Here is a 20,950-nt window from a genome sequence, read left to right as displayed (position 1 = left end):
CCGAGCTCCGCGACACCCTCATCTCACTGCCGTCACCACCCGACGACGGCAGTGGCCGTGCTCTGCACGAGCGGCTCGACGAGCTGCGGATGCTGAGCAACGTGCTCGATCACCAGATCGCCGTACATACAGCACTTTTCGACGCCACGGGTACGGCAGCGCGGGCGGGGTCGACCACACGGAACGCACTGATCGAGATGGGCATGCCACCCGCGGCCGCGCACCGCTATGTGCGGATCGCCGACGGGCTGGAGTCGGTGCCGAAGGTCGCCGACTGTGCTGCCGAGGGCTATCTGTCTGCCGAGTGTGTCGACGCGGTGATCCGCGGGCTAGCGCTCATCGACAAACGTTCTGCCACAGCGCCGTCCGACGACGAGCGCAGCGGATACGAGAGTGAGTTGCTTGCGCAGGCGTTCTCCGGAGCCACCCCCGCCCAGATCGACGACCACGCCCGCGGGATTGCCATCCGGGTCGCCGCCACCGACCCCAGCATTGTGGCGGCGGCCGATGACGCATCGCTGAACACCGTGCACACCAGGATCACCGAAGACGGGCGGGTCGCGATCGCCGGAGATGTGACCGCGGTGATCGGAGAGAAGTTCGTGTCCATGATCGACGAACGGTCCTGTCCGCGTCCCGAACCCGACGGCGCTGCCGATCGTCGAGGTGCGGCCGAGCGACGCGCCGATGCGCTGGAGTTGCTGTTGGATCAAGCCGCGATCGGCGCGGCGATGACCACCGCCGGAGCACCACGCACCCAACTGCTGGTGACCATTCCTGCCGATGGGGTTGGTCCGGCTCGGCTTCCGTGGATGGGTGCGGTGTCAGAATCGACGACACGGCGCTTGTCGTGTGACGGCGGGGTCGCCGAGATCGTCCTTGACAACGAAGGGGTGCCGTTGCGGATGGGCACCACGAAACGACTGTTCCCGCACCATCTGCGGCAGGCGATCATCGTGCGCGATCAATGTTGCGTGAAGTGCGGCGCGCCAGCAGCGCATACGCAAGTTCACCACTTGGTCCATTGGGTCGATGGTGGCCCCACAGATCTGGACAACGGGTGCCTACTCTGCCAACGCTGTCATACCCAGGTCCATCACCACGGCTGGCAGGTGGTGATGGGTCCGGACCGGCATCCGTGGTTGATCCCACCGGCCGACATCGACCCCCGACGCCTGCCCCGACCCGCTTACAACCGACGCACCATGCGACTCGACGACGCCCTCGTATAACTGCCCCGCGCAGACCAGACCCTCCGGCGTCGACACCCCGGCGCCACACGACCTTTGACAACTCCACAGTGTGAGGCGATCCCGGCGGGGTCAGTGCCCGGCAAAGGCCTCCGCGAGCCACCAGGCGCCGCCGTCGTCGGTGATCTTGGCGTCGATGACGAGAGGACCCGACGGTTGGGGTGAAGAGAGCGAGGCGACCCAGTCCCGTACCTCGTCGAGGTCGTCGAGGCCGGTGACCGTCACGCCCGTCGCGCCGTGTCCACGGGCGATCGCGGCGATGTCGACCTCGGGGAACGTCACCGTCGTCATGTCGGCGTCGCCGAAGTGGTGCACCTCGGCCCCGTAGGCGGAGTCGTTGTAGACGATCACGACCAGCGGCAGTGCCAGACGTACGGCGGTCTCCAATTCGGCTATGGCCATGAGGAATCCGCCGTCGCCGGCGCCGAGGACCGGGACCCTGTCCGGTCGCGCGAACGCCGCGCCGATGGCCGTCCCGAGGCCCAGCCCGATCGACTGGAAGGCCTGAGTGAAACAGAAGCCGAACTCGTCTGGCACGGACAGATGCGTCGACGGATAACCCATGAAGTTGCCGGAGTCGATGGAGACGACGCGGTCGGCGGGCAAGATCTCGTCGAGCGCGATCGTCAGTGCCCTCGGATCGACCCGGCCGGCGGTCACCTCGCCGGTGACGGGGACGTCCTGCCACCTCGATGACACCGAGATCCGTTCCCTGACTTCCTCGGTGCGATAACCGGTGGTGCCGCCATCGGCCGCGAGGATCGTGTGCACATCCGTCGCCGTTGCACCGCAGTCGCCGACCACCCCGAGGTCGATCGGGCGATGCGCGCCGATGGCGTCGATGTCGACGTCGACCTGCACCACGGTCGTGTCCGTGCCGATGAGTCGGCCGTGCCGCATCGTCCACATGTTCAGGGCGCAACCCCATCCGACGATGAGGTCGGCGTCGGCGATCAGCTCGGCGGTGGTGGGGGAGGAGAAGCCGCCGGAGATGCCCAACGAGAACGGGTTTCCCGCGAACAGGCCGTTCGCGACCGCCGACGTCGCCACCAGCGCACCGGCGGCCTCGGCCAGGGCCGCGATTTCGGGACCGGCGCAGCGCGCCCCTCGGCCCGCGACGAACATGGGACGCCGGGCGGCACGGAGCAACTCGGCCAGGCGAGTGGCCGACCGGGCTTCGGGCCGCGGCCGTGGCGGTTCGGCGGAGAGCTCGACAGGTCCTTCGAAATCCGCTGCGGCGGCGGCGATGTCGATGGCGACATGGAGCATGACGGTCCGGCGCTGCGTCACCGCGGTGCGGAAGGCGCGGATCACATCCGCCACCACCGTGGTCGGCCCGTAGACACGGTCGTTCACGGCGCCGACGCTCGCGGCGAGGGCCTCCTGGTCGATCCGGAAGTTCGACCGCAACGCCGACGCGGGTGCATCGGCGGTGAGCACGATCGTCGGCGTGCGGCTCTTGGCGGCCTCGGCGATGCCGGTCATCGCGTTGGTGAGCCCACAGCCCTGGTGCACCGACAGCACGCCCACCCGTCCCGACATCCGCGCATAGGCGTCGGCCATGCTGGCAGCCCCGCCCTCGTGGCGGGCGGCGGTGAACGGGACACCGCCGGCCCGAAGGGCGTTGGTCAGCACGAAGTTCCCGCTGCCGACCACACCGAAGGCATGGCCGACGCCGAGATCGGCGAGAACGCGGCCCGCGACGTCGGCGACCGTCGGGCCGTAGCGGCCGGGTGCCGCCATCAACTCTCGACGATCGCCAGCACGCGCGACGGACTGCCGGTGCCGCCGACGATCGGCAACGGGCTCACGACGATCACCGCGCCGGTCGGCGGGAGCGAGCCCAGGTTGCGCAGGGAGGTGAGCCCGTACTTGTCGTTGCCGAGGAAGTGGTAGTGCACGGGGAAGGCGGGATCGAAGCCGCCCGCCAGCCCTGCGTCGACACCGACGGTCTCGACTCCGAGGCCGGTGATCTCGCGCTCGGTGGCCAGCCACTGCGCGCACTCCACCGACACCCCGGGGGTGTGCGACCCGGTCTCGTCGGCGTTGAGGAACTCGGCTTCGGAGCCGCCCCGCGACTCCCAGCCGGTCCGCAGCAGCAACCAGGTGCCGGCGGTGAGGCGTCCGTGTTCGGCTTCCCAGGCCTCGACCTCGGCGACGCTCAGGAGATGATCCGGGTCGTCGGCGACCTCGTCGGTCAGGTCGAGGACGGCCGCCGGGCCGATCAGCCGCTGCACCGGGATCTGCGAGACGTCATCCCCGTCGCGTCCGCTGATCCAGTGGATCGGTGCGTCGAGATGGGTGCCGATGTGCTCGCCGGTGTGGATGTTGTTGTGCCGCCAGTACGGCCCCGGCTCGTTGTAGGCGCTGACCTCTTCGAGACTGAAGTCGATCAGGTTCGCGAACGGGGCAGGCAGTCGCAGCGCGGGCGTCGCCGCACTCAACGGAGTCGTCAGATCGACGACGCGGAGCGACCCGTCGGCGAGGCCGGCGACGAAGCCGGACAGGGCGGTGTCGGGCACGAAGGAGCCGGCCACTACTTGCGCGCTCCGCGCCAGTTCATGCCCCAGCCGTACGCCTCGTCGACCTTGTCCTGTGCCCCGCGGATGTAGCGCACCTCGCGGTTGAGAACCAGCTCGCCACCACGGTTCTCGAACAAGGCGATCGCGCACGAGAGCGCCGACTGATCCGCTTCGTCGAGCCGGACCTCGATCTCCGGGCCGTTGGCCGGGAACAGGGTGACGACGCCGTTGGCGCCGGCCCAGTTCGGGGTGCCCTCGTAGATGTAGGCGAAGATCAGGATCCGCCGGATCCGGTCGGTCGCGGAGAGGTCGATGTACATGTTCTCGCCGCCGGAACCCGACCGGTCGTCGCCGTCGAGATAGATGATCGGCTGTCCGTCACGGGGCGCCCGGAACGAGTTGCCCAGTGCCTGCACGATGCCCTTGCTCCCGTCGGTGAACTCCCACAGGCAGGCGAGGTCGAGGTCGATACCCTGCGCCTTCCGGAAGAGCCCGCCGCCCTTGGAGTTCGACGTCCAGCTCAGATTGACACGCACCTGACCGGAGGTTGCACCCTGCTTGCTCAGCGAGATGCTCGGCGCCGACTTCGTGAGGGTGATCTTCGACAGCGAGACCGGCGGCGCGGGCGGCTGCTGACCGTAGCCCGCGGGGGTGGGCGGCTGCTGGCCGTAACCCGCGGGAGCGGCCGGGGGCTGGGCGGGCGGCTGCGGCGGCTGGGCCTTCGGACGCTTCGTGTAGTCGATCCCCATCTCGGTTCCTCATCTCGTCGTGGTGACATCGTCGTCGGGTGCGGTGATCGGACGGCGAAAACACACTCGCCGCAGGTGTTGGCGCCCAGCGTAGTGGACCAACGTCAACGGCCGGTGTCCGTTGCCGGGGCGTGAGCCCGCGCGGACGGGCCGAAACTCGATGCGACGTCGAGCCGCCCCTGCGGATTCCGGCGGCAGCTGGCAACGGCGACATGGCACGGACGTGGGACGTTCGCGGGGATCGGAAAGCCGTCGTCGATCTGGTACCGGGTGTTGGTGATCTTCGACGCGACCGCCGCCGGGTCGGCGGGGTGTTCCGGAGCGGCATCTGCCCGAATGACCACCATCGCTTCGGTGACACCGGCCGGCCACTCGAAGCGCACGGTGTCGGCGTCGACGCGGACCGCGGTGATCGGCGGCGGATCGTCGGGATGGGGGGTCGCCGGCGGCTGCGGCGCTGTGGTCGCCGAGGCGGGGGCGGCCGGCGCGGGGGCGGCGTCGGAGCGGGCGGGGGCGGACTGGTTTCCGGCCAGCACGGCGGTGACCTCGTACACCGGCGGCACCGGGTCGGGCCGACTGCCGTCGGAGAGTTCGGTCCCCGCGGTGCGGCCAAGCGTCCGGGTCGACCCGTCGAACCCGATGCGCACGACGCGGTAGGTCACCGACTCCGTCGCGGACGGATCCCAGGAGACGGTGATCGCACCACTCTCGGCGACGAACCGGACGTTGCGCGGCGGCTCCACGGTCAGCACCGTCGCCGCCGAGTTGAGGCCTTCGTGATCGGTGATCCGACGTCGCATCTCGGCAGCGGCGGTGAGGCTTGCCGGGTTGCTCACGGATGCCGACCGCGCGATCTCGCCCGCCTGGGCGACGATGTCCCGCGACGCCTCGAGGCGGGCCTGGAGCGACCCGCCCGAGTCGGGAAGACGGTCGATGTCCCGGGCCCGCCGGAACACGTCCTCCAGCAGTTCGAGCGCCGCGACGTGGCGCATCTCGTCCGCGAGATCCCGGGCCCGGCGGGAGTCCGCCACCGCCTGCGCGATGACCCGTTCGACCTCGTCGGCGACCGCCGCGATCTGCCGGAGCGCCGCGGCATCGTCGCCGGCTCCGGCACGCGCATCGGCGATGGCCGCGCGCGCCCGGACGGGCAGGCCGTCGCGCAAGGCCGCGCGGGCGGCGCGGAGATCGTTCTCCCACAACCGCTTCGGCGGCGTGGGTGGCTCGGCCGACGGCGGGGGGCCGGCCGGTGGGCTCACGGCTGCTCCGAATTCGGCGGCGAGTCCGGCGATCACGGTGCGCGCGTCGCGTGTGCCGAGTCCGCGGGTGCGGGCCTCGTCGAGCAGGAACTCATGGTCCTGCGCACCCAGTTCGTCCTCGACCAGGACCGCGGCTCGGACCCGTGGTCGGAGATGGTCGGTCACGGCGTCGACGACCGATTGCCGATACTCCTGCGCCAGCACGGGATCGGAGAGCAGGACGTCGTGTACGTGGACCAGCAGCTCGTCGAGGACCGCGCGGAAGCGGCCGGCGGCGAGCTCACGGGCTCGTTCGTTGAGCGCGACGGCCCGCGACTCGATGACGCCGCGGTCGGCGGCGGCGTCGGTGTCGAGGTGTAGCAGGGTCAGGAGCGTCGGGGTGGGATCGCCGTCGCGGAGTCGGTCGAACTCGGCGAGCAGGTCGGCGATCTGACCGCGTTGCTGCGCCGACAAGGACACCCGCGGCGGCGCGGGTTCGGCCGACGCGGGCGGGGCGTCGTCGACGATGCGGTGACGCCGCAGTCGGGTGGCGATCTCGGCCGGATCGAGGCCGCCCATGGCGCCGATCTCGTCCAGCCCGGCGCGCTTGGATCTCGGGATTCCGCCGTAGCGCTCGTTGAGCCGCGCGATCGCGTTGTCGAGAAGTTCGAATCGCTGCTGATCGCGCAGTTCGCGTCGGGTGCTCACCGCACGGGCCTCGGCGATCCGACCGGTCTTGTGCCGCAACGGCGCCGACCGCTCGTCGTGTTCGGCAACCAACCGGGCCACCAGGATTCGGTACTTCGGGTGGTCGCGTTGCTTCTGCCAGAAGGCCCACACCTCGTCGAGTCGGGCGGCCACCGCGGCGTCGTCGAGCCGCTCGGCCTCCTCGATCGGGAGGTCATACAGTTCGAACGAATCCGATTCGCTCGGGCCTCCGCGTTTCTCGACCGCAGCGAGCACACGTTTGCGATAGTCGTTGCCGACGAACGGTTCCATCAGGTCTCTCCCCTCCGGCGGACGCCGTCAGTGGTCGCGGCGCCGGGAGCGGTGGACCTGGTCGAGTTCCCGCTCGACCTCCGATTTCGACAGCGAGGCACCGGTTTTGGCCGATAACGTGAGCGGGATCTGCGCATCGACGTGGAACGCGGTGACGTGCAGGACGCCGTCGAAGGCCATCTCGAAGGTCACCGACACCTCGCTGCCCTCGTCGTATCCGGGCGGGATGTCGGTGATCGCTCCTTCGATGAGGACTTTGGCGTCCTCCGGTCTCGGGGAAGCCGACTGCCCCTGCTGTTCCAGCACGACCAGCTCGATGCGGGACTGGTCGCGTCGCATGGTCCCGAACGACCGTCGCACCCGGATCGGGAGAGTCGAATTCCGCTGGACCAGCCAGCTGGCCTCCAGTTCGCCGTTGTGGCCGTTGACCGCCAGCACCCCGAAACCGCGGGAGACCACTGTGTCCACGACGACCTCGAGCGTGCGGCGGACACTGCTGACGGGCAGCGCGAACGCGTGGGCGACCCGGGTGCAGGACTCGTCGAGGTCGGCCGGTGCGACGCCGTCGAGACCGCGGTCCTCGCGCAGGCGTCCGCGGGTGGTGAGGTCGGCGCGGACGAGTCGTTCGATCTCCAGCTTCTCGCCGTAGATCGCTGCCCCGCGGGCGACGGCGAGGTCGGGGTCGTTCAGTTCCGGTGTCGTGCCCAGTGCGGCGGCGAGTTCCCGCGCGACCATCGGCATCCGCGACGAACCGCCGACCAGCAGGACACGGTCGACGGCTGACACGCCTCGGCGTTCGGCGGCGGCCAGGCATGACCGGGTGAGTTCGACGGTCCGGGCCAGCAGCGGACGGGTGAGTTCCTCGAGTTCGGCCCGGGTGAGCGTGATGACCGACCGGGCGCCGTCGTGGGCGACGATGACCGAGGTCGAATCCGACTCGGTCAGTTCGTGTTTGGCGCGCTCAGCGGCGAGGATGAGCGACTGCGAGCCGGCCGAGTCGTCGAGCGGGTCCTCGGCGTCGGGGTGTTCGGCGCAGAACGTGCGCGAGAGGTGCAGCGCCAACCGCTCATCCCAGTCGGCACCGCCGAGCTGGTGATCGCCGTCGACGGCGAGCACGGTGATCCGGCGGTCGGCGAGTTCGATGACCGTCGCATCGAAGGTCCCGCCGCCGAGGTCGTAGACCAGGACCGTCTCGTCGGGTGTGCCCTTGGCCAGCGGGTCGGTCAGGCGGCTGAAGCCGTAGGACAGAGCGGCGGCGATCGGCTCGGACAGGACCCCCGCGACCTCGAGGCCGGCATAGGTGCCGGCCTGGATCGTCGCGCGCCGCTCCTCGTCGCCGAAGTAGGCGGGCACCGTGATCACGGCCCGCTCGACCTGCTCGCCGGCGAACGCGGCGTCGGAGATCAGCGACTTGAGGATGAGTGCCGAGATCGCCGGCGCCGACCACGTCTGGCCGTGCGCGACGAAACGCCACTGGGCATCGCCCATCCGCCGCTTCACCAGGCTGCAGACGTTCTCCGGGTCGAGCCTGGCCTGCCGGCGGGCCCCTTCGCCGACGACGTGATCCGTCGGCGACGTCAGCAACACCGTCGACGGGGTGGTCGGTGCGCCGGTCAGTCCGACGATCACCTCCGGGCGGCCGTCGGCGTCGATCTTCGCCATCGCCGAGTTGGTGGTTCCGAGGTCGATCCCGATTACGCCCACGATCGGGGATGCTAGCAGCGCAGACGGTCTCGCCGGTCCCGGACGATCGGCCTGTGGAGTTGATTACGCTGGCGGAATGACGTCTCCGGAGGGCTCTGCGCCCGGGCGAACCGACGGGCTCGCGGAGCTGGGCGAGCAGGTGTCCGACCTCGCCCTCATGGTTGCGCGGCAGACCAGGACGATCGAGCGGCTCGTCGACGCCGCGAAGACCCCGTCCGCGGCGGCCGGGGTGGACTCCGCCCTGCTGGTCGACCTCTTCGCGCTCCACACCGACGCGGCGACGTGCGCGGTCTCGGCGTCGGAGGCCGACCGGCCGGCGTTCGAGCTGCTGCGCGCCGGACTGGAACGCCTCATCGTCGGCCGCGGGGGAGCGGTCGTCGCACCGCCGGCCGGGACCGACTTCGATGCCCGCACCATGGAGGCGGTCGACGTCCATCCGACCGACGACACCTCCGCGGACCGCACCGTCGCCGAGCTGCTCCGTCCCGGGCTGGTCGTCGGCGAGCGCTCGGTCCGGCCGGCGGCAGTGGTGGTCTTCCGGAGCGGTCAGTCCTCGGGAGACAGTGTCCGCCAGAGGAACTCGTAGGCCAGGGCCGATTTGAACGCGGCCTGCTTGTTGTCCGCCGCGCCGCCGTGGCCGCCCTCGATGTTCTCGTAGTACTGCACGTCGTGACCGGTTTCCTCCAGGCGGGCAACGAGTTTGCGCGCGTGACCGGGGTGGACGCGATCGTCGCGGGTCGACGTCGTGACCAGGATGGGCGGGTATGTCGCGTCCGCGTCGACGTTCTGATAGGGCGAGAACGGCTTCATGAACTCCCACTGTTCGGGGTCGTCGGGGTCGCCGTACTCGGCCATCCACGACGCCCCGGCCAGCAGGAGGTGGTAGCGCTTCATGTCGATGAGCGGGACCTGGCAGACCAGAGCGCCGAACAGCTCGGGATAGCGCGTCAGCATCACTCCCATGAGCAACCCGCCGTTGGAACCGCCCTGGGCGCCCAGCTGTGACGCAGTGGTGAGTCCGGTGTCGACGAGGGCACGCGCGACGGCGGCGAAATCCTCGTACACCTTGTGCCGTCCCGCTTTCTGCGCCTGGGTGTGCCACGACGGGCCGTATTCGCCGCCGCCCCGGATGTTGGCGATGACGTAGATCCCGCCGCGCTCGATCCAGCTCTGCCCGGCGATCGCGAGATAGCTCGGGGTGAGGGCATTCTCGAATCCGCCGTAGCCGTAGAGCAGCGTCGGTCCCTGGGACACGTCGCGCCGACGCACCACGAAGTACGGCACCTGCGTGCCGTCGTCGGACGTCGCGAAGTGCTGCTCGGCGGTCACCGCGTCGGAGTCGAAGAACGCGGGGCTGTGTTTGATGACCTCCGGAGCCCGGCCGCTCTGGCCGTGGAGCAGACTCGGCGGATCGGTGAACGACGTCGCCGACCAGAACACCTCGTCGCTCTCGTCGGGATCGGTGTCGAGGACCGAGACCGTGGCGAGGTCGGGCAGACCCGGCATGTCCACGGCCTGCCAGGTGCCGAGTTCGAGTACCTCGACCCGGGTGTGCACGTCGTGCAGCTTCACGATGATGAGATGCGAACGCGTGTAGGCGTAGTCGACGAGGCTCGTGTGCGCATCGGGCGCGAAGAGCACGGCCGCGTCGCGGTCGCCCGCCCGGTAGGCCTCGTAGTCGAAGGCCAGCAGTGTGCCCGGTGCGTGCGCGGTGCCGTCGATCTCCCACTCCGATCGCGTGAGCACCAGCAGCCAGTTCATCCGGACCCCGGCGTGCGCGTCGGTGGGCACGTCGAGCAACTCGGGGCGGCCGTCGCGCAGTTCGTAGTCGAGTGAGTTGAAGAAGTCGGTGGCGCGACCGACGAAGTGGCGTTCGAATCCCGGTGTGCTGTCGTAGCTCGCCCGCACTGACACGTCCCCGGTCTCGCCCGCGAAGACCGTCACGGCCTCCGACAGCGGGGTGCCGCGCGTCCAGCGCTTGACGATGCGGGGGTAACCGGAATCGGTCAGCGAGCTCAGCCCGTCCGGTTGCACGCCGAAATCCGTTCCGACATATACGGTGTCACGATCGATCCACCCGACGTCGGATTTGTTCTCCGCCAGCTCGAAGCCGTCGGCGACCCAGGTGCGCGACGGGATGTCGAACTCACGGACCACGGAGGCGTCGGCGCCGCCGCGCGAGAGGGAGATCAGCGCGCGCTCGTACTCGGGGCGCAGTACGGAGGCGCCGGCCCACACCCAGTTCTCGTCCTCGGCGCGTGCGAGTTCGTCGACGTCGATGAGGACATCCCAGTCGGGGGTGTCGGTCACGTAGGAGTCGTACGTCGTGCGACGCCAGAGGCCACGCGGGTTGGTCGCGTCGCGCCAGAAGTTGTACAGGTACTCCCCGCGGCGACGCGCGTAGGGGATGCGGTCGTCGGTGTCCAGGGCGGCAAGCGTTGCGGCCTCCAACTCGCGGAAGCGTTCCGACGACGTCAACGCCGCCACCGTGGGCTCGTTGTGCGCGCGCACCCAGGACAGCGCGTCGTCGCCGGTGACGTCCTCCAGCCACAGGTACGGGTCGGTGTCGGACGTGGGGGCGTCGTAGCCGTGCTCGGTCATGGCGTCCAAACTACGCGGGCGGCCGTCGCGACCGTGCTCCGCGCAGGAGCGCTCACGGTGTCGGCCCCGGCAAAACGCCCACTACAGGTTGTCCGCGCGGGGTATCGTGACGCAGCGACGTCGAGGAGACCCCCATGGCCACTGCCCATTCCGTTCCCGCCCGCTGTCCCGGCCATGAACCCCCGCGGACGTCGAGATGGGCCCGCCTCTCGATGGCCACCTGTTCCGTCGTCGCCGTGGTCGCGCTCGTCGCGGCTTGCGACAGCGGGTCGTCGGGCACCGGGGCGCCGCCGTCTGCATCGGAGTCTCTGGAGAACCCGAATGCCGTCGCCGCCGAACCGCTGCCGGCCGATGCGGTCGACAAGGCGGTCGGGCAACTCGACGACCTGGTCAACTCGATGATGGAGTCGACCAAGATCCCGGGTGTGGCCGTGGCGGTCGTGTCCGGTGGGGAGACCAAGTACGCCAAGGGGTTCGGCGTCAAGGACATCACGACCGGTGAGGCCGTCGACCCGAACACCGTCTTCCAGCTGGCGTCGGTGTCGAAGTCGGTGGGATCGACGGTGGTCGCGGCCGCCGTCACCGACAAGACGGTGACGTGGGAGATGCCGATCGTGGAATCGCTGCCGTGGTTCGCGCTCGCCGAACCGTACGTCACGCGCACCGTGACCGTCGGCGACATGTATTCGCACCGATCCGGTCTGCCGGACCACGCGGGCGACAAACTGGAGGACATGGGGTACTCGCAGCAGGAGATCATGCAGCGCATGCGCTTCATGCCGCTCGACCCGTTCCGGATCAGCTACGCCTACACCAACTTCGGGGTGACGACCGGTGGCGAGGCGGTGGCGGTGAAGGCCGGGACGGACTGGGCGACGCTGTCGCAGGACCTCATCTACGGTCCGCTGGGCATGACCAGCACCAGCTCCCGCTACGTCGACTTCGAGCGCCGGGCCGACCGCGCGGTGGGGCACATCAAGGAAGACGACAAGTGGGTCAAGACCCCGATCCCGCGCGATCCCGATGCGCAGTCACCCGCCGGCGGTGTGAGCTCGAACGTCAACGACATGGCGACGTGGCTGAAGATGGTGCTGGCGCAGGGCAAGCACAACGGCCAGGAGGTCGTGGCCCCCGACGCGCTGCTCCCGGCCCTCTCACCGCAGATCGTGTCGAGCCCGCCCCAGACGCCCGACAACCGCGCCGGATCGTACGGCTACGGCTTCAACGTCGGGGTGACCGAGGACGCGCGGACGCAGTTCAACCATGCCGGCGCGTTCGCGTCGGGCGCCGGCACGGTGTTCTCGATCCTGCCGTCGGCCGACACCGCAATCGTCGTCCTGTCCAACGCCGCGCCCCTCGGTGCGGTGGACTCGATCGCCGCCGAGTTCATGGATCTCGTGCAGTTCGGCGAGATCCGCAACGACTGGCGCGACCTCTACGCCAAGGCGTATGCGCCCCTGAGCGTGCCGAGCGGCGAACTCGTCGGCAAGGAACCGCCGTCGAATCCCGCACCGTCGCAACCACTGCCGTCGTATGTGGGTACCTACGCCAACGCGGTGTACGGACCGGCGGAGCTCGTCGAACGCGACGGGAAGCTCGTCCTGGAGATGGGGCCGGGCGGCGTCCGCAAGCACGAACTCACTCACTGGGACGGCAACACGTTCACGTTCGATCTGCTCAACGAGAACGCCGAACCGGGCTCGATCTCGCAGGTCACGTTCGACGGCCCGCGTATGACGATCGAGTACTACGACGACGAGGAGAGCAACGGCGAGTTCATCCGGCGCTGACGGTCAGCGGCCCGTCCGGCCGTCGACGCCCTCGCGGATGATGTCGAGATGGCCGGCGTGACGGGCGGTCTCCTCGATCATGTGGGTCAACGCCCACCGCATCGACGGGGAGGAGCGACGTCCGCTCGCCCTGGGCGCCGCCTCGGCGAGATCGGTGTAGGCGTCGATGACCTCGCCGGCCTCGGACACCGCGCGGCGGTACGCCGCCTGCACCGATGCCACGGTCTCGTCGTCGGGGCAGGTGAACGTCGCCTGCCAGTCGTCCGCGTCCTCGCCCAGGAAGAAGAACCGTTCGACGAACGTCAGGTGGCGGACCACCCCCAGCAGGCTGGTGCCCGACGGCACCGCGGCCGCACGGGCGTCGACCTCGGAGACGCCGTCGAGTTTGGCCACCGCGGAGGCGCGCAGATAGTCGAGGAAACCGACCAGCACCTCCTTCTCCGAACCGCCGGTCGCCGGTGGCGGGGTGTCCTTGCGACGGCGGGGAGGCATGGCCCCCACCCTACTGCTGTGCGGCCACCGGGTCGGGGACCTCGCCGGTCCGGACCGGGCATCGGGTGTGGGAGTAGATCGTCGGCATGCAGAGATTGCAGTGGACGCATTTCGACGTCGTCGACGGGTCGGCGGCGAGGCGCAGAGGTAGGTCGGGTTCACGTAGGAGCGCGCGCCCCATCGCCATGAAATCGAAGCCCTCGGCGAGCGCGAGGTCCATCGACGCCCGGTCGGTGACGCCGCCGAGGAGGATGAGCGGCAGGTCGACGGCCTTGCGGAGTTCTCGGGCGAGAGGCAGCAGGTAGGCGTCGTGGTAGCGGTAGTGCTTGAGGAAGAACGGTGCGAACGCCTTGAGCCCGTACTTCATCGCGCCGGAGAACGCATCGGCGAACTCTTTGCGAGGTGCCTCGCCGTGGAAGAGGTACATCGGGTTGAGCAGTGAACTCCCCGCGGTGGGTTCGATGGCGTCGAGGTGGCCGTCGGATTCCAGTAGCTGTGCCACCTCGCATGCCTCGTCGACGTTGAAGCCACTCAGCCTCGCCCGGCCCCGGGCCCGCGCCGCGGGCGAGCGCTCGTGGTCGACCCGGCCGACGCCGTCGAAGAGGTTGAGCTTCACCCAGATCGCAGCCTCGTCCCCGACCTCGTCGCGCACGCTCTCGACCACCTCACGGGCGAGGCGGGCGCGGTTGACGAGGCTCCCGCCGTAGGCGTCACGACGCCGGTTCAACAGCGGGGACAGAAAGCTGGAGATGAGATAGTTGTGGCCGCAGTGGATCTCGAGTCCGTCGAAGCCGGAGTCCACCGCGAGCCGTGCAGCCCGGCGGAACGTGGTCCGCAGGTCGGCGATGTCGTCGACACCGATCGCACGGGTCACCGACATCCCCATCGGCGCGGGTATCCGTGACGGTCCCAGGGAGGCGGCCCGGTTCGACGCCGAGTTCGCGACCGCGCCCGCGTGTCCGAGTTGGGCCGCCGCGAGCGCACCCTCGGCGTGGATGGCGTCGGTGAGTCTCCGCAACCCGGGAACCGCCTCGGGGCGCATCCAGATCTGGTGGCGGTCGGTGCGGCCCTCGGGCGAGATCGCGCAGTAGGCGACGGTACTCATGGCCACCCCGCCGGCGGCGACCTCGCGATGGAACTCGATGAGTTCGTCGGTCACCAGGGCGTCGGGCGTCATCCCTTCGAAGGTGGCGCATTTGATCAGCCGGTTCCGCAGGTGTAGCGGTCCCAGCCGGGCGGGGCTGAACGGTCCGGTGGTGGGGCTGTCCACAACGGGTCCTCTCACTCGTGTCTCACATGGCGGGTGCGGTCAATCCGGCGGTGACGAAGCCGGCCAGGGCCGTCACCGCGGCGGCGCTCAAGGTCTCCGTGCCGCCGAACCGCAGGAGGATCAGCTGGAAGGCGAGTGCCCAGCGTCGGCGCGCCTCGCTCGCGGTCAGGCCGGGGACGGCCTCGGCGAGCATGTCGGCGAACGGATCGAGATCGAACCAGCGCGATGTCCAGTTCGCGGTGGGATGGGCGAACACGAATCGTGCGAGCAGCCGTAGGTGCAGGTGTCCGGTCGGGTCGGACTGCAGGTCGACGAAGGGGGCCACCACGACGTCGACGACATGCGCGATCGGTGTACCGGCCGGGTCGAGGGAGGCGAGCGGGTCGGCCCACAGCGGACCCAGGCGAGACTCCAGCAGCGCGATCGTGAGGTCGTCCTTGGTGCCGAAGTGATAGTGCACCGCCGCCGGGTTCGCCTCGGCGGCCGCGCAGATCGCCCGGACGGACACCTTGTCGTATCCGTCGGCGAGGAAGAGACGTTCGGCGACGGCCAGCAGGGCGTCGCGGGTGGGCAGCGACGTCGAATCGCGGCGCTCACGACCGCGTCCGGCGCGCGTGGTCTGGGTCACACGTCGAGGAAAGCACAGTTCAGTCGATGTTTCAATCAATGATTGAATACGCAGGTTGCTACCGGCGAGTAGTGGGACACTCTGCGGCGACGGTCGGGCGCGACGTAGGCTGGCAGTCGTGGCTGAACACTTTCAAACAGTTGTATTGGGTGCAGGTCCAGGTGGGTACGTAGCCGCGATCCGGTCGGCTCAACTGGGCATGAAAACCGCCGTCATCGAGGAGAAGTACTGGGGCGGTGTGTGTCTGAACGTCGGATGTATCCCGTCCAAGGCCCTGCTGCGCAATGCGGAGCTCGCACACATCTTCAACCATCAGGCCAAGACCTTCGGCATGAGTGGGGACGTGTCCTTCGACTTCGGCGCGGCATTCGACCGCAGCCGCAAGGTCTCGGACGGCATCGTCAAGGGCGTCCACTACCTGATGAAGAAGAACAAGATCACCGAGATCGACGGATACGGGGTGTTCACCGACGCCAAGACCATCAAGGTGGGCGACCGGGAGATCACGTTCGACAACGTCATCATCGACACCGGGTCGACCGTCAAGCTGCTCCCCGGCGTCGAACTGTCGGAGAACGTGGTCACCTACGAAGAGCAGATCCTGACCCGTGAGCTGCCCGAGTCCATCGTCATCGTCGGTGCGGGCGCCATCGGCATGGAGTTCGGTTACGTCATGGCCAACTACGGCGTCGACGTCACGATCGTCGAGTTCCTCGACCGCGTGCTCCCCAACGAGGACGCCGACTCCTCGAAGGCCCTCGCCAAGGAGTACAAGAAGCTCGGCATCAAGCTGCTGACCTCCACCCGGGTCCAGAAGGTCACCGACAACGGCGACAGCGTCACCGTCGCCTACACCGACGCCAAGGACAAAGAGGGTGAGCTCACCGTCGACAAGGTCCTCATGTCCGTCGGATTCGCCCCGCGCGTCGAGGGCTTCGGCCTCGACAAGACCGGTGTCGAACTCACCGATCGCGGCGCCATCGCGATCGACGACTACATGCGCACCAACGTCGACGGCATCTACGCGATCGGCGACGTCACCGCCAAACTGCAGCTCGCGCACGTCGCCGAGGCCCAGGGCGTGGTGGCCGCCGAGACCATCGCCGGCGTCGAGACCATGACCCTCGGTGACTACCGGTTCATGCCGCGTGCCACCTTTTGTCAGCCGCAGGTCGCATCGTTCGGTCTCACCGAGGCGCAGGCCAAGGACGAGGGCTACAACGTCAAGGCGACCACGTTCCCGTTCTCGGCCAACGGCAAGGCCCAGGGGCTCGGCGAGACCGCGGGCTTCGCCAAGCTCGTCACCAATGCCGACACCGACGAACTGCTCGGCGGACACCTGGTGGGCGACAACGTCTCCGAGATGCTCCCGGAGATGACGCTGGCCCACAAGTGGGACCTCACGGCCAAGGAGCTGGCGCGGAACGTGCACACGCACCCGACCATGTCGGAAGCACTGCAGGAGACGTTCCACGGCGCTCTCGGGCACATGATCAACCTGTAGACGTGTGAGTGCAGACGAGCGGGTCCGGGAGTGGACGCTCCCGTGGCCGCTCGACCTGCGGGCCACGGTCGGCCTGCACCGGCGCGGTGCGGGCGACCCGGCGTTCGTCTACGCCAGGGACGGTTCGGTCTGGCGGGCGGTGCACACCCCCGACGGGCCGGGCACCCTGACGGTCGCCGTGCGGTCCGGCGTCGTCGTCGGTCGCGCATGGGGTCCCGGCGCGGACTGGTTGCTCGACCAGATGCCGGATTTCCTCGGTGCGCGAGACGATCCCGACGCCCTCGTCCCCCGCGATCCCGTTGTGCGAGAACTGGTGCGCCGCGCCGAGGGCCTGCGACTCTCCCGCACCGACCGGGTCTGGGAGGCGCTCGTCCCGGCGATCCTGGAACAGAAGGTCGTCGGCGCGGAGGCGTTCCGTGCCTGGCGATATCTGTTGCGCCGCTTCGGCTCTCCCGCGCCCGGACCGGTCCCGGAGACCATGCGTGTGCCGCCCGCCCGGCAGGACTGGGTGCGCATCCCGAGCTGGGAGTGGCACCGCAGCGGCATCGAACCGGTCCGCATGCGGACCATTCGCGGCGCCACCACCATCGACGTCGAACGTCACGCGCGAAAACTGACGGTGTTGCGGGGCGTCGGACAGTGGACCGAGGCCGAGACGCTGTCGCGGTCGCTCGGCGACCCCGACGTGGTCAACGTCGGCGATTACCACATCCCGAAACTGGTGGGACTCACGTTGATCGGCGAGGCCGTCGACGACGCGGGCATGCTCGAACTACTCGAACCCTATGCGGGGCAACGTCAACGAATCATCAGGCTGGTCGCGCGACGGGGCGTCCGGCCCGAACGACGCGGCCCGCGGATGACGGTCCGCGACTACCGGGACTTCTGACGCCTCGGGCCGCCTACGACGCCGTCTTGCGCGCCAGCACGAACTGCCCCTGACCGGTGATCGTCTGCTCGACGTCGTCCAGGCCCGCGCGTCGGAGGCGTTCGACGATCTCGTGGTCGTCGAAGATCCGGTACCCGCTCGCCCCGGCGAGCGGCCGGACGCCCGGGAACGAGGTGAGCGGCGTCGTCACCGAGGTGAAGACCACGATCTCGCCGCCCGGTGCGGTCACCCGCACCAGCTCGTCGACGACCGGAAGCGGGTCGGGGATCAGATAGAGGGCCGCCAGGCAGGTCACCACGTCGAAAGTGTTGTCGGCGAACGGCAATGCGTGGGCATCACCCCGCAGGAACGCGGCCCGCCCCACCGCGTTGGTCTGCGCGGCCCGCGCCAGCATGGGCGCGGAGAAGTCGATCCCGATGCAGCGACCGTCGCCGGTGAGTCCGTCGGCGATCTCGCGTATGTAATTGCCGGGGCCGCAGGCGACATCGAGGACCAACCGGTCACCCGGGCGGGCGAGGTAGGCGCGTAGTGCACGGTCGAAGTCGGCGGTGGAACGGCCGCCGAGGCTGAAGAGCCGGGTGAAGGTCGGCCGCCAGAGATGCTCGTAGATCTCGGCGAAGTACTCGTTGCGCATCAGGCGCTGCGCGATCGACTCCATGTCAGGGCTGTCGCAGTCAGGAGCGGGCGTCGCGCTGGACGCGCAGCGTGTGGATGGTGGTCGCGAGGCTGTCGTATTGACCGACGAGCAGGGTGAACCCGATGAGTTTCCGGTCGTCGAGGTGCCGGGACAACGCCTGCCAGGCGATGTCGGAGACGTCCTTGGTCTCGACGAGTTCGTCGACCGCGCGCAGGATCGCCCGTTCACGATCACCCCACCCGGCGTCGGGACCCGCCAGGATCCGGTCGAACTCGTCGGCGGTGATCCCGGCGCGTCGTCCGAGGCGCCGGTGATGGTCGAGTTCGTAGCCGCAATGCCGCAGGTGGGCCACCCGGATGATCACCATCTCGGAGTCCTTGCGCGACAACACACCGAACGGCATGAGGCGACTGCTGAAGTGGAGCCAACCGCGGAACAACCCCTTCGCGCGACCCAGGGTCGAGAAGATGTGCGCGTCGTCGACACCCATGACGCGCGCAGCCCCCCGCGCGAAGACGAAATTGACCGGCCCGAGCTCCCGGAAACCACCCGGTGCAACGCGAGGTGTGCCCATGGGCCCACGGTAGACTACGCGGACTATGACGCACACCACACGGACGTTCACCAGTGTCGACGAACTGAAGGCCGCGATCGGCGAGGACCTCGGCTCGGGCGAGTGGCTCGAGATCACCCAGGAACGAGTCGACGCCTTCGCCGATGCAACCGGCGATCACCAGTGGATTCACGTCGACCCCGAGCGTGCGAAGTCCGGCCCGTTCGGGACGACCATCGCCCACGGGTACCTGACGGTGTCGCTGCTGCCGATGATCGCGGGGAAGATCTTCACCGTCGAAGGCCCCAAGCTGGTCCTGAACTACGGCATGAACAAGCTGCGCTTCCCGAACCCGGTGAAAGTCGGCGCCCGCATCCGCTCGAACGCGGTGATCACCTCGATCGAGGAGACCCCCAAGGGCGTGAACATGGTCGTCACCAACACCGTCGAGATCGAGGGCGAGGCGAAGCCCGCGTGCGTCGCCGAGAACCTTCGCGTCCTCGTCTTCTGACCAGGGCGGCTCCTCGACGCTCAGCGGCGGCACTCGTCGACGGCCGGTTCGCCGCGTAGCCGGCGGTCGAGCCAGTCGAGGGCGACGGGGAAGCCGAGCAGCGCCGCGCTGACGTGTTCACCGAAGACCTCGCGGTAGGCCATGACCGCACCGAGGGCGCACTGTTCGCGGTAGAGGGCGCGGGCGCCGGCCGCGGGTATCCACCACTCGTGGGTCCCGTGGTAGATCAGCAGCGGGATCACCGAGGCGCGGTCGGCCATCGCGGTCAGCCGATAGATCCGCTCGGCGGTCGGCGACCGGAACGGGTCGGGATCACTCGAGAGCAACTGCATCGGCAGGAAGGTGCCACCGGCCACCGCCTCGGGGATCACGCACACGTTCTTCAACGGCGACGACGCGAGCCAACGCGCGGGCCGGTTCGCGAGGGCCAGGATCTCCGGGCGCTCGCGCGCGATGCCGACGGTGGCCGCGTGGAACAGGCCGGTCGCGAGGTTCGCGTTCATGCTCCCGACCAGCATGCGGAAGTCAGCCGGGACACCGCCGAGAGCCGCGCCGACGATGCGGTCGGTGAGCTCGCTTGCGTACTCGCCCAGTAGTTTCGCCGCACCGTGGGTGGCGATGGCACCGCCCGAGTACCCGGTCATGGCGATCCGACTGCGGCGCAACAATTCCGGGCGCACGTGGAGGGCCGCGCGGACGGCGTCGAGGATCACGTGCCCGGCGAGTACCGGCTCCGCGTAGGCCATCCGGGGTCCCTGGTGGTCGGGCACGAGCACCGCATAGCCCTCGTGCAGCGCCAGCTGGGTCGTCGGCGGGATCAGGTCGGTGACGCCCGTCGCGATGGAAAACCCGTGCGCGAGTGTGTATCCGGGTGTGCAGGCGGCACCGAGTGAGTCGATCGGCAGGTTGTTCACGAGCATCGGCGTCGGTGCCCTGGCCGTTCGACGCGGGACCAGCAGGGTCGCGGTGCCGAAGATCGGCGCCCCGACGGCATCGGTGCTGCGGAACTTGATCAGCGTCGCCGATCGGAGCGGTACCGTCACCACCGGCCCGGCGGCGGCGGTGACGTCGCGGGTGGCGATCACGTCTCCCGGGGCGCGTGAATCCAGGTCGGCCGGCCACCGGTCGAACATCGGGTCACCTGTCGGGGACGGCAGGATAGATTCGCGCAATTCGAGTGCGCGGTGGTCGAATCCGTCGGCCCGCGCACGAGGCGGGATCGTGCGAAGCCGAGGAATGGGCGGCGGTGGCACCGCGCGGTCGATCGCGCCTGCGACGGGCGGCGGCAGCGGCATCATGTTCGGCGGGTCCGCGGCCGATGGCCCGGCGGACAGCGAGCCGACGGCGGCCACCAGCAGCACGGCGACCACCAGCACGGTGGCCGTCCACACCGCCCGGCATCGAAGCGCGTGCCGGGTTCTCGTCATGGCGGTGCCTCCGCGTCGAAGAGCGCTTCGTCGGTGACCTTAGGACAGTAGACCCGGCGCGGACCTCCGTTGCGCATCGATGGTCGCCGCACCGAGACGCAACCGTGATGTGCGGCGCGATAGGCGGTTTCGCGTGTCACCCGACCGGACTACATGGGTGCCGCCATGGATGGTCGCTCCCGCGCAGGC

General features: G+C 69.2%; 18 protein-coding genes. 6 read left to right on the top strand and 12 right to left on the bottom strand.

The genetic code is table 11. The annotated features are described in order from the left end of the window. The coding region (locus M4D77_RS06805) for an HNH endonuclease signature motif containing protein (RefSeq protein ID WP_259935835.1) at positions 1 to 1,232 on the top strand (1,232 nt) is incomplete at its 5' end. Between the two features lie 90 nt (positions 1,233 to 1,322). On the opposite strand, the gene M4D77_RS06800 is transcribed toward M4D77_RS06805, so the two are convergent. The 5 genes from M4D77_RS06800 to M4D77_RS06780 all read right to left on the bottom strand — a co-directional run bounded on the left by M4D77_RS06800 (position 1,323) and on the right by M4D77_RS06780 (position 8,459). Next, positions 1,323 to 2,993 carry a thiamine pyrophosphate-binding protein gene (locus tag M4D77_RS06800; RefSeq protein ID WP_065630138.1) on the bottom strand — a complete coding sequence of 557 codons (1,671 nt, stop codon included), beginning with the start codon at positions 2,991 to 2,993 and terminating at the stop codon, positions 1,323 to 1,325. Continuing rightward, positions 2,993 to 3,772 (bottom strand): cyclase family protein, encoded by a 780-nt coding sequence (locus M4D77_RS06795; protein WP_065630168.1) that lies wholly within the window; start codon positions 3,770 to 3,772, stop codon positions 2,993 to 2,995. Before M4D77_RS06795 ends, M4D77_RS06800 begins: the two co-directional genes overlap by 1 nt. Before the next feature lie 14 nt (positions 3,773 to 3,786). Beyond that, positions 3,787 to 4,521: a tellurium resistance protein gene (locus M4D77_RS06790; RefSeq protein WP_078111705.1), complete on the bottom strand. Its 735-nt coding sequence runs from the start codon at positions 4,519 to 4,521 to the stop codon at positions 3,787 to 3,789. Positions 4,522 to 4,625: 104 nt separating this feature from the next. Then, on the bottom strand, positions 4,626 to 6,755 hold the full coding sequence (locus tag M4D77_RS06785) for a hypothetical protein (protein ID WP_065630139.1): 2,130 nt from the start codon (positions 6,753 to 6,755) through the stop codon (positions 4,626 to 4,628). A 27-nt stretch (positions 6,756 to 6,782) separates the two neighbouring features. Further along, positions 6,783 to 8,459 (bottom strand): Hsp70 family protein, encoded by a 1,677-nt coding sequence (locus tag M4D77_RS06780; RefSeq protein WP_205334320.1) that lies wholly within the window; start codon positions 8,457 to 8,459, stop codon positions 6,783 to 6,785. Between the two features lie 76 nt (positions 8,460 to 8,535). Here M4D77_RS06780 and grpE point away from each other — a divergent pair, with 76 nt between their 5' ends. After that, positions 8,536 to 9,045 carry a nucleotide exchange factor GrpE gene (gene grpE / locus M4D77_RS06775; RefSeq protein WP_165630630.1) on the top strand — a complete coding sequence of 170 codons (510 nt, stop codon included), beginning with the start codon at positions 8,536 to 8,538 and terminating at the stop codon, positions 9,043 to 9,045. On the opposite strand, the gene M4D77_RS06770 is transcribed toward grpE, so the two are convergent. Continuing rightward, a complete protein-coding gene (locus M4D77_RS06770; RefSeq protein ID WP_205334319.1) occupies positions 9,006 to 11,060 on the bottom strand; it encodes a prolyl oligopeptidase family protein in 2,055 nt (684 codons plus the stop codon). The two genes, grpE and M4D77_RS06770, sit on opposite strands and share 40 nt — an antisense overlap. 212 nt (positions 11,061 to 11,272) lie before the next feature. Here M4D77_RS06770 and M4D77_RS06765 point away from each other — a divergent pair, with 212 nt between their 5' ends. Further along, a complete protein-coding gene (locus tag M4D77_RS06765; protein WP_226514350.1) occupies positions 11,273 to 12,850 on the top strand; it encodes a serine hydrolase in 1,578 nt (525 codons plus the stop codon). A gap of 3 nt (positions 12,851 to 12,853) precedes the next feature. Here M4D77_RS06765 and M4D77_RS06760 read toward each other — a convergent pair whose 3' ends face one another. The 3 genes from M4D77_RS06760 to M4D77_RS06750 are packed head-to-tail and all read right to left on the bottom strand — an operon-like array spanning position 12,854 to position 15,240. Further along, on the bottom strand, positions 12,854 to 13,342 hold the full coding sequence (locus M4D77_RS06760; RefSeq protein WP_058251289.1) for a DinB family protein: 489 nt from the start codon (positions 13,340 to 13,342) through the stop codon (positions 12,854 to 12,856). Positions 13,343 to 13,352: 10 nt separating this feature from the next. Further along, positions 13,353 to 14,612 (bottom strand): NADH:flavin oxidoreductase, encoded by a 1,260-nt coding sequence (locus M4D77_RS06755; RefSeq protein ID WP_247451236.1) that lies wholly within the window; start codon positions 14,610 to 14,612, stop codon positions 13,353 to 13,355. A gap of 22 nt (positions 14,613 to 14,634) precedes the next feature. Next, positions 14,635 to 15,240 (bottom strand): TetR/AcrR family transcriptional regulator, encoded by a 606-nt coding sequence (locus M4D77_RS06750; RefSeq protein WP_137810863.1) that lies wholly within the window; start codon positions 15,238 to 15,240, stop codon positions 14,635 to 14,637. Positions 15,241 to 15,358: 118 nt separating this feature from the next. Here M4D77_RS06750 and lpdA point away from each other — a divergent pair, with 118 nt between their 5' ends. Both lpdA and M4D77_RS06740 read left to right on the top strand, forming a co-directional pair. Next, positions 15,359 to 16,744: a dihydrolipoyl dehydrogenase gene (gene lpdA / locus M4D77_RS06745; RefSeq protein ID WP_065630145.1), complete on the top strand. Its 1,386-nt coding sequence runs from the start codon at positions 15,359 to 15,361 to the stop codon at positions 16,742 to 16,744. Between the two features lie 4 nt (positions 16,745 to 16,748). Further along, positions 16,749 to 17,633, top strand: a complete 885-nt coding sequence (locus M4D77_RS06740) for a DNA-3-methyladenine glycosylase (protein WP_259935834.1) — start codon at positions 16,749 to 16,751, stop codon at positions 17,631 to 17,633. A gap of 13 nt (positions 17,634 to 17,646) precedes the next feature. On the opposite strand, the gene M4D77_RS06735 is transcribed toward M4D77_RS06740, so the two are convergent. Then, on the bottom strand, positions 17,647 to 18,291 hold the full coding sequence (locus M4D77_RS06735; protein ID WP_159370038.1) for a methyltransferase domain-containing protein: 645 nt from the start codon (positions 18,289 to 18,291) through the stop codon (positions 17,647 to 17,649). A gap of 16 nt (positions 18,292 to 18,307) precedes the next feature. Continuing rightward, a complete protein-coding gene (locus M4D77_RS06730; protein WP_205334317.1) occupies positions 18,308 to 18,844 on the bottom strand; it encodes a carboxymuconolactone decarboxylase family protein in 537 nt (178 codons plus the stop codon). 25 nt (positions 18,845 to 18,869) lie between these two features. Here M4D77_RS06730 and M4D77_RS06725 point away from each other — a divergent pair, with 25 nt between their 5' ends. After that, entirely contained in the window at positions 18,870 to 19,334 is a 465-nt protein-coding gene (locus M4D77_RS06725) for a MaoC family dehydratase (RefSeq protein ID WP_058251282.1), read from the top strand. Positions 19,335 to 19,354: 20 nt separating this feature from the next. Here M4D77_RS06725 and M4D77_RS06720 read toward each other — a convergent pair whose 3' ends face one another. Then, positions 19,355 to 20,761: a lipase family protein gene (locus M4D77_RS06720; RefSeq protein WP_259935833.1), complete on the bottom strand. Its 1,407-nt coding sequence runs from the start codon at positions 20,759 to 20,761 to the stop codon at positions 19,355 to 19,357. Positions 20,762 to 20,950: the final 189 nt, after the last annotated feature.

The sequence above is a fragment of the Gordonia sp. p3-SID1431 genome (assembly GCF_025143765.1).
Classification (GTDB): Bacteria; Actinomycetota; Actinomycetes; order Mycobacteriales; family Mycobacteriaceae; genus Gordonia; species Gordonia hongkongensis.
The sequence above is the reverse complement of the archived record's forward strand: the minus strand, read 5'-3'. Positions and strand labels throughout refer to the sequence as shown.